The organism is Streptomyces sp. NPDC052023 (genome assembly GCF_044548465.1).
In the GTDB taxonomy this organism is placed as follows: Bacteria; Actinomycetota; Actinomycetes; order Streptomycetales; family Streptomycetaceae; genus Streptomyces.
Map to the genome: position 1 here is coordinate 1 of NZ_JBIUBW010000044.1, position 9,097 is coordinate 9,097.

Consider the following 9,097-nt stretch of genomic DNA (forward strand, 5'->3'; position numbering starts at 1 on the left):
ATGGAGTTGTTGATGGCGTTGCCGTGGGGTGCCGCGTTGGTGGTGGCCCCGGCGGGTGTGGTGGCTGGTGAGGAGCTGGCCACGCTGATCCGCGAGCATCACATCAACCATGTGATGCTCCCCCCGGCCCTGCTGGCCACTCTGCCGGACGCCGAACTGCCCGACCTGCGCACGGTCGCTACCGGAGCCGCCGCGGTGGGGGAGCAGCTGACGCGGCGTTGGGCGGCGAGGCACGCGATGTTCAACGCCTATGGCCCGACCGAGGCGTCTATCTGTGCCACGCTCAGTACGCGGCTGGAAGCGGGCGGGACGCCGCCGATCGGTGGTCCGATCACTGGTCAGCGGGCGTATGTGCTGGACGGTGGGCTGCGTCCCGTTCCGGTCGGGGTGGCCGGTGAGCTGTATCTGGCCGGTCCGGGGCTGGCGCGTGGTTATGTGAACCGGCCTGGTCTGACGGCGGAGCGGTTCGTGGCCGATCCTTTCGGTTCGGCCGGCTCGCGGATGTATCGCACCGGTGACCTGGTGCGCTGGCGCGCGGACGGCCAGCTGGAGTATCTGGGGCGTGCAGACGACCAGGTCAAGATCCGCGGCTTCCGCATCGAGCCGGGCGAGATCGAGGCGATGCTGGCTCGCCACCCGGGCGTGCGGGGCGCGGTTGTGCTGGCGCGGGAGGACAGGCCGGGCGAGGCGATGCTCGTCGCGTACGTGGTCCCGGAGGACGGTGCCGAGGTCGACACTCGCGAGCTGCGGGGCTTCGTCGGTGAGCGGCTGCCGGAGTACATGGTCCCGGCGGCCGTCGTCCTCCTCGACGCCTTCCCGTTCAACTCCAACGGAAAGCTCGACCGGGCCGCGCTGCCGGCTCCGGTGCTGGAGGGCGGCGGTGCGAGCCGCGCGCCGCAGGGACCGTACGAGCAGACGCTCTGCGAGCTGTTCGCCGAGGTCCTGGACGTGCCGTCGGTCGGCGTGGAGGACAACTTCTTCGACCTAGGCGGACATTCCTTGCTCGCCACCCAGCTGATCAGCCGGATCCGTGCCGCGCTCGATGCGGAGGTCTCGATCCGGGCGTTGTTCGAGGCCCCGACCGTGGAGGGGCTGGCGCGTCGGCTGGACGCCGTGGCGGACGCGGGTCTGCGTCCCGCGGTGGTGCCCATGGGGCGGCCCGATCCGCTGCCGTTGTCCTTCGCCCAGCGGCGCCTGTGGTTCCTCCAGCGGTTCGAGGAGTCGTCGACGTATCACATTCCCATCGCCCTCCATCTGAACGGCAAGCTGGTTGTCGAGGCGCTGCGCTGGGCACTGGGCGATGTGATGGCCCGGCACGAGAGCCTCCGCACGGTCTTCCCCGAGGTCGACGGTGCGCCGGTGCAGATGATCCTCCACCCGGCCGACCTCGCCACCGACTTCGCGGTGGTGAAGGCCACCGCCGAGACCGTGGAGGACCTGGTCGGGGAGGAGTCCCGCAGGCCTTTCGATCTGCGCATGGAGCCACCGCTGCGCGCCCGGGTGTTCACGACCGACGAGGACACCCACCTGCTGCTCCTGGTGCTGCACCACATCGCCGGTGACGGCTGGTCGATGGGCCCGCTCACCCGGGACCTGGCGCGGGCGTACGAGGCGCGGTGCCTGGGGGCCACTCCCGACTGGGAGCCGCTGTCCGTCCAGTACGCTGACTACACCCTGTGGCAGCAGCGGCTGCTCGGCGACCAGGGCGACCCGGACAGCCTGCTCACCCAGCAGGTCGAATACTGGACGAAGACACTGGCCAAGTTGCCGGACCGGATCGCGCTTCCCGTCGACCGGCCGTACCCGGAGGTCAGCTCCTATCGGGGCGCGTGGCAGCCGTTCGGCTTCGACGCCGACGTACACCGCGGCATCATCCGGATGACGCAGGAATCCGACGTCACGCTGTTCATGGTGCTCCAGGCATCCTTGGCCGCGCTGCTCACCCGTCTGGGTGCCGGTTCGGACATCCCGCTGGGAAGCCCGATCGCGAACCGCACAGACCGGGCGCTCGAAGACTTGGTCGGGTTCTTCGTCAACACCCTTGTGCTGCGCACCGACACCTCGGGCGATCCGACGTTCCGCGAACTGCTGGACCGGGTGCGCCAGGTCGACCTGGCCGCCTACGCCCACCAGGATCTTCCCTTCGACCTCTTGGTGGAGCGGCTCAATCCACAGCGGACCCTGTCCCATCATCCCCTGTTCCAAATCATGCTCGCGCTGCAGAACACCGCGCAGGGGCGGCTGTCCCTGGAGGGGCTCTCCGCCACCTACCAGAAGGTGGACACGGGGACGTCGAGGTTCGACCTCTTCTTCAGTCTCTGGGAGCGGTTCGAGGAGAACGGCGATCCGGCCGGCATCGACGGCACGATCGAGTACTCGGCGGACCTCTTCGACGCCCAGACCATCGACGCGCTCGTGCAGCGGTGGGCCAGGGTTCTCCAGCAGGTGGTGTCCGACCCAGATCTGCGTGTCGACGAGATCGAGATCATGACGGAAGAGGAACGGCAGTGGCTGCTTGGTGACTGGTCACACGGCGACTGACGCACATGGGCCCCTCCTGCGCCACGAGGCTGAAGGAGGGGCCCGCGTCACTGTCCGCAGAGTGCGGAACCGTCAGAACGTCAGAGGCAAGTTGGCCCGGCGCCCGCGCTCGTAGGCCGCGATGTCCTCCGCGTGGGTGAGCGTGGCGGCAATGGGGTCGAGCCCGGTCATCAGCCGGTGCCGTACCTCCGGGTCGACGGTGAAGGACTGCGTCCGGTCGAGCCAGCGCACTTCGAGCCGTTCGAGATCCACCGTGACCTCGGTCGCCGCATCGGCGTCTATCGCCGCCCACAGCGAGTCCACCACCTCGGTAGGGACGGCTACCGTCAGCAGGCCGTTGAGCGCCGCGTTCCCCCGGAAGATCTCGCCGAAGCGGGGCGCGATGACGGCTCGGAAGCCGTAGTCCTGGAGCGCCCAGACCGCGTACTCGCGCGATGAGCCGGTGCCGAAGTCGGTCCCGGCCACGAGCACCGACGCCCCTTGGTGTTCCTGCCGGTTGAGCACGAATGACGGGTCGTCGCGCCAGTCCGCGAACAGGGCGTCCGCGTGGCCGTGGCGCGTGGACCGGGTGCAGAAGCGGACCGGGATGATCTGGTCGGTGTCGACGTTGCTGCGGCGTAGTGGTACTGCGGTGCCGCTGTGGACGGTGAACCTGTGCACGTGTTCAGCCCTTCCCTTCGAGATCGCTGGGCGCGGCCAGCCGACCCGCCACGGCGGTGGCCGCGGCGACCGCGGGGGCGACGATGTGGGTACGGGCGCCCTTGCCCTGGCGCCCCTCGTAGTTGCGGTTGGTGGTCGACGCGGCACGTTGGCCGGGGCCGAGCCGGTCCTCGTTCAGGGCGGCGCACAGGGAGCAGCCGGCCGCTGCCCGGAAGTCGGCTCCGGCCTCCTCGAAGACCACGTCCAGTCCCTCGACCACGGCCTGTCTCCGCACCTGGGCCGAGCCGGGGACGATGATCAGGCCGACGTCTTCGGCGACCTTGCGGCCGCTGAGCACCTCGGCGGCCGCCCGCAGGTCTTCGATGCGCCCGTTGGTGCAGGATCCGATGAAGACCGTGTCGACCCGGATATCCCGCATCGGGGTGCCGGGCTTCAGGTCCATGTACTCCAGGGCGCGTTCGGCGGCCGCGCGCTCCTCCTGGTCCTGGATGCCGCAAGGGTCCGGAACGGCTTCGTGCAAGGGCACGCTCTGCCCGGGGTTCGTCCCCCAGGACACATAGGGGCTGAGCCCGGCGGCGTCCAGGACGATCTCGTGGTCGAAGACCGCGTCCTCGTCGGTGCGCAGCGATTCCCAGAAGGCGATCTCGGCGTCCCAGTCGGCGCCCTGGGGCATGCCGGGACGGCTGCGCAGGAACTCGAACGTGGTGTTGTCGGGCGCGATGAGGCCAGCCCTGGCACCCGCTTCGACGGACATGTTGCACAGTGTCATCCGTCCCTCCATGGAGAGGGAAGCGATCGCCTCGCCCCGGTACTCGATGATGCTGCCCCGGCCGCCCGCCGTTCCGATGCGTGCGATCAGGGCCAAGACGAGATCCTTCGCGGTCACCCCGGACGGAAGGGCGCCGTTCACGGTGACCGCCATGGTTCCCGGCCACCGCAGCGGAAGCGTCTGGGTGGCCAGTACATGCTCGACCTGAGTGGTGCCGATGCCCAGGGCCAGGGCCCCGAACGCGCCATGAGTGGTCGTGTGCGAATCGCAGCAGACGATGGTCATCCCCGGGCGGGTCAGGCCGAGCTCCGGCCCGATGACATGGACGATGCCCTGACCCGGGTCCCCGAGGCGGTGCAGCGGGATGCCGAATTCCCGGCAGTTCGCGCGCATGAGCGCCGACTGCTCCCGCGCCTGTGGGTCCCGGATGGCCCGATCGACGGCAATGGTGGGCGTGTTGTGATCCTCGGTCCCCAAGGTCAGGTCCGGCCTGCGGACCGTCCGCCCCGCCGCGCGCAGGCCGTCGAAGGCCTGGGGCGTGGTGACCTCGTGCAACAGGTGCAGGTCGATGTAGAGGAGGTCGTCGCCGCCCATGGACCTCACCAGATGGAGGTCCCAGATCTTTCTGGCCAGTGTTGCGCCCATGTGTACTCGTCCCTCGGCCGGTTCCGCTCAGCTCCGGTCCGCGGCGCCGCTGGGCCCGGCGAACGCCGCGGCGAGGCGCCCCCTGAGGACGTCCAGGCCCTCGCAGTCCGCCTCCACCCGCTCGGCGATGTGCACCCGGTACAGCTCGGCCAGCTGCGCGTCATCGACCTCGATGCCCAGCTCGCCCAGAAGGTGGCGCAGCACGGCGCGGCCAGAGTGGCGCCCGATCAGCAGGGACCGCTCGCGCCCGAACCTGGTCGGCTCCACGTACTCGTAGGTCGCCGGGTTGCGCAGCACGCCCTGCTGGTGGATGCCCGCCACGGTACCGAAGGCGTAGGTGCCGAAAATGGCCTTCGTCCGCGGCTCGGGAAGGCGGATCACGTCACGGAGCGCCGTGTAGGCGGCGTACATGCCCTCCGTGTCGATGGAGGTGTAGAACCCGTAGTGGTCCTTCTTGTAGAGGAGCAGGGCGGCCAACTCCTCCAGGGGGGTGTTGCCGGCCCGTTCTCCGATGCCGCCCAGAGTGACCTGGGCTTCGTCGGCGCCGGCTTGCAGACCGCTCACGGCGTTGGCGAGGGACAGCCCGAAGTCGTTGTGGCAGTGGGTGGAGACCCCGACCGATGGCGGAGCCCACTCCCGGAAGGCGGCTATGACGTCGGCGTACTGGTCCGGAGTCGAGTACCCGCAGGTGTCCGCCGGCACGAGGCGCGTGGCGCCGGCTTCGATGGCGCCCTCGGTGTAGGCCCGCAGGAGGTCGCGCTCGCCGCGGCTGGCGTCCTCGATCGCGAGAGCGATGGACTCCACGCCGCAGGAGCGTGCGTACGCCACGGCCTCGACGACCTCACGGATGCCTTCGCGCCGACTGATCCCGCGCTTGTGTTCCAGGTGCAGGTCGCTGCCGGAGACAAGTACCTGGATCTCGTGCCGCTCGGTGCCGCCGGCCCGTACGGCAGTCTCGACGTCCTCGCGAACCGCTCGGGAGAGCGTGGCGAATTTCGCCGCCTTCAGGTGCTCGGACACCAACTGCGCGGCTTCGAAGTCGCTGGGAGAGGAAGCCGGGAAGCCCACCTCAATACGGTCGACGCCGAGCTTCTCCAAGTGGAGCGCTATGTTCAGCTTCTGCTTGGGAGACATGGCGTTTCCCGGCGCTTGTTCGCCGTCCCGCAGAGTTGTGTCGAAGATGGATATTCGGCGCATGGAGCGGCCTCCCTCGGTGGACTCCGTTGTGCGGCAGGGAGAACGACCGTGGACACCGTGGGCCGACGTGTCGCCCTACCGGTGCATCTTCGGGTGAGGTGCGATCTTGATCAACAGTAGACCATCTTCGTCGAGAAATGAGCTGAATGCCTATCAAGTTGCCTTGATTATCAGCCGACTTGGCGATGGATCTCAGCGCACTTGTGTCGGCGACGGCTGAAAAGTGGTTCTGGATCACTTTCAGTGCTGGAGCCACGGAGGGTCACCACAACCGCGATCATGAACGGCCTCGCGCCGCGAGGAGGACGCGCTTGCGGAGCAGGTCGAAGTTGGCCCGGCCGAACATCTGCCGCTTCAGCATCTTGATCTTGTTGTTGTGGCCTTCGACTGCGCCGGAGCTGTAGCGCAGGCTGAGGCCCGCGATGACGGCGTCGAGGTCCTGTCCGAGGCCGTTGACAAAGGTGTGCAGGGCGGGCAGGTCGTCGGCGTGGACGCGGTCGATCCACTGGTCGAGGTGCTGGCCTTGGCGGTTGTTCATCAACTCGGCAAAGTCCCGGACGTGTTCGGCGGCCCGGTCGAGTGCGGGGCAGCGGGTGAGGATCTCTTTGAGCTGGTGGGCCAAGTCGTCGTCGAGGCGGTCAGGGTGGCGGGTGATCCAGCTGGTCACGTCTCGGACAGACGGATTTCTGCGAGGCGGGTGATCGTGCGGAAAGGCTTCGCGGAGCCTGTGGACGTATTTCTTCACGACGCTTCGCCGCCGGTGTAGCCGCGCTCGCGGAGTTCCTCGAACAGGTGACGCGCGACGGTGCTGCCCTCGGCCCACCGCTGGTGCAGGTAGGGCTTGTAGGGGTCGAGGATGCTGGTGCGGCCCGTCCACTGTCCGACCAGGAGCTCGTCCGCGGTGGCCGCGTGGGCGAGGCGGCGGACGGTGTTGCGTGCCAGGCCGAGCCGACGGGCGATCGGCCGCAGCCCGACGCCTTCGTCGAGCAGGGCATGGACGGCCGCGTGTTGCTCGCGTACTCGATCGGACAGGCGGCCTGACTGTCGTGGTCCGCCTGGGCAACGCGGCTCAAGCTCCGTGGCGTCCAGGGGCGCGGCGGTGCGGATCGGGGGGATTTGCTCTGGCTCGCGCAACAGGGCCCGGTGCTGGATGACCGTCTTCTCGACGGCTTCAACGAGGTTCTTCCAGATGTGCCAGCGGTCCGCGACATGGATTGCGTGCGGGGCACCGAGCCGTCCGGCCTCGGCGTAGGCGACGGAGCGGTCGCGGCAGATCACCTCGATGCCCGGATGGTCGACGAGCCACTGGGTCACCGTCGATCTGGCCCGGTCGGGCAGCAGATCGACCGGTTGGTGCGTCTCGATGTCGATCAGGATCGTGCCGTAGTTGTGCCCCTTGCGCAGAGCGAACTCATCGATTCCGAGGACCCGCGGCGTGTGTGTCTGGGGTTCCGGCAGGCGGCGTATCAGCCGCAGCAGCGTCGACCGGCTCGCCCGGACTGGGAGCGCGTGTGCCAGCCGGGAGCCGGCGCGGCCCGCCAACATCACCGCCAGTCGCTCAAGCACTTTCTGCAGACCGGCACTTCGCCTGCCGTGCCGGAACGTCAGCCCGTCGACCTGCTCGGCGAACGTCGCCTGCGGACATGCGCGTTCGCGACAGCGGAAACGACGGACCGCTAACTCGATCACTACAGGACGGCCACCGACCGCACTGTCCGCGAGCCGGCGTACGTATCGGCTATGCACTCGGGACGACACCGTCCCACAAACAGGGCACCCAGCCCGTCGCGCTGACGCACGAGCTCGCACGACCACCAACTCGCCGTCGGCCACGACGTTTTCGATCAGGACACCGTCGACTTGGTGGAACCACAGGTCTTGGAGAAGTACATCACCCACGGCCGTTCATGATCGCGGTTGTGGTGACCCTCCGTGGCTCCAGCACTGAAAGTGATCCAGAACCACGATTCAGGCGTCGCCGACACACTTGGTCGTTCCGTCCATGGGCCGCTGCCCCTCGGGTGACGGAAGAAACGAGGGTTTAGCCGGTCGTTGTGACGCGAACGCGCGGGTGTGTGCCCGGGGCGTGCACCTTCTGTCCGTGACCGATCCCTGAACAGGGGCAGGCTATCGCGTAAGTCCCCGTGGTGAACGGGCAGTTCGACCGGAAGAGCGTGCGATGGCCTTGTCTCCGTCTGACCTGATGCGGCTGCCGGAGTCACTACCTACGGCGCGTGAGCGCGCCCGGTCCAGCGGGCTGCCGGAGCGGCGCCGACGCGTCGACCCGGACCATGACTTCGTCGACGCCAGCGCCTTGGTCATCTGCTCCGGCTGATCCCGTACGGTCTCCGGGCTGTCGGCGATCTGGCGGGGTCGGCGGCCGTCCGTGATGACGTGGGGGCGTCCTTCTGTTCCTGGCTGAGGTCCCGCTCGGCGTCCTCGACTGTGGGGACCTGGGCCGCGGTCCCCTGACGGGCCAGGCGTGCCATCAGGGCGGTCCTGGACCAGTTGAGCCGCTGCGCCTCGGCGTCGGTGTCGGCGACCACGGCGCTGACGGACAGGATGCCGCGGCCTCCGGCCGACCCTTGGGCTGTGGTCTTGGCGAACGCGCCGTGGCGGAGCAGAGCGCGACTGGCGCCGTCGGAGTTGATGAAGCCTGCGCAGGCGTAGCCGAGACCGAGCTCACCTGCCATGCGGGCGCTGTTGCCCGAGGAGCCGAGGATCCACGCTTCGGGCCGCGAGGCGACGCCTGCGGCCGGGTTCAGGCGCGAGAAGGGATGGTCGGCGGGGAAGCGGCCGTCGAAGTCGGCGAGTACTTCCTGAACCTGCTCTGCGAAGTCATCGGCTGGAGGTACGTGACGGTCGCGGCGCGGGGCGAGCTCGACCACAGGGCCCGCGGTGGCGCGGCCGAGGCCGAGGTCGCTGCGGCCCGGTGCGAGGGCCTCGAGCTGGAGGAAGGTCTCGGCGACCTTGTAGGGGCTGTAGTGGTTGAGCAGCACTGCGCCGGAACCGACCCGGATGCGGGTGGCGCTGGCGGCCAGGGCGATGAGGCCGCAGCGCGTTGCGCTGGGCGATACCGTCGTCGACCGTCATCGGGTTGGCATAGAGGCCGTTCTCTTTCCGAATGCCGTGTGCGGATTCCGCTGGTCAGGCATGAGATTGCGGCTGTGGCGGGAGTCTCGACTCGTTACTGATCGAGTCGGTGGGGGTGGCGGATGCCGTCGATGCGGGCGGTCCTGGAAACGCGGCGGAAGGCCGCTGCCGTGCGGGTGGATGAGCTCGAAG

At 68.7% G+C, this 9,097-nt stretch carries 6 protein-coding genes and 1 pseudogene; 1 reads left to right on the plus strand and 6 read right to left on the minus strand.

Features of this window, described 5'->3' with window-relative positions:
• Nucleotides 1-2,541, plus strand: a 2,541-nt coding sequence (locus ACIHCM_RS37275; RefSeq protein ID WP_399906437.1) for a condensation domain-containing protein, incomplete at its 5' end; no start/stop codon positions are given.
• A 72-nt stretch (nucleotides 2,542-2,613) separates the two neighbouring features.
• Here the strand turns inward: ACIHCM_RS37275 and leuD are convergent.
• The 6 genes and pseudogenes from leuD to ACIHCM_RS37305 form a co-directional block, all read right to left on the minus strand.
• Nucleotides 2,614-3,201 (minus strand): 3-isopropylmalate dehydratase small subunit, encoded by a 588-nt coding sequence (leuD, locus tag ACIHCM_RS37280; protein ID WP_399906440.1) that lies wholly within the window; start codon nucleotides 3,199-3,201, stop codon nucleotides 2,614-2,616.
• Nucleotides 3,202-3,205: 4 nt separating this feature from the next.
• The gene (gene leuC / locus ACIHCM_RS37285) at nucleotides 3,206-4,615 is read right to left on the minus strand and encodes a 3-isopropylmalate dehydratase large subunit (protein ID WP_399906443.1); all 1,410 of its coding nucleotides are present in this window, start codon (nucleotides 4,613-4,615) and stop codon (nucleotides 3,206-3,208) included.
• Nucleotides 4,616-4,642: 27 nt separating this feature from the next.
• On the minus strand, nucleotides 4,643-5,812 hold the full coding sequence (locus ACIHCM_RS37290; RefSeq protein ID WP_399906446.1) for a LeuA family protein: 1,170 nt from the start codon (nucleotides 5,810-5,812) through the stop codon (nucleotides 4,643-4,645).
• A 277-nt stretch (nucleotides 5,813-6,089) separates the two neighbouring features.
• Nucleotides 6,090-6,635, minus strand: coding sequence for a transposase (locus ACIHCM_RS37295; protein ID WP_399906448.1), 546 nt, complete (start codon nucleotides 6,633-6,635; stop codon nucleotides 6,090-6,092).
• Entirely contained in the window at nucleotides 6,554-7,711 is a 1,158-nt protein-coding gene (locus ACIHCM_RS37300; RefSeq protein WP_399906451.1) for an ISL3 family transposase, read from the minus strand. The genes ACIHCM_RS37295 and ACIHCM_RS37300 overlap by 82 nt, the downstream gene beginning before the upstream one ends.
• A 419-nt stretch (nucleotides 7,712-8,130) precedes the next feature.
• Nucleotides 8,131-8,883 (minus strand): annotated as a pseudogene (locus ACIHCM_RS37305) (MsnO8 family LLM class oxidoreductase); the annotation flags it as partial.
• Nucleotides 8,884-9,097 lie beyond the last annotated feature (214 nt).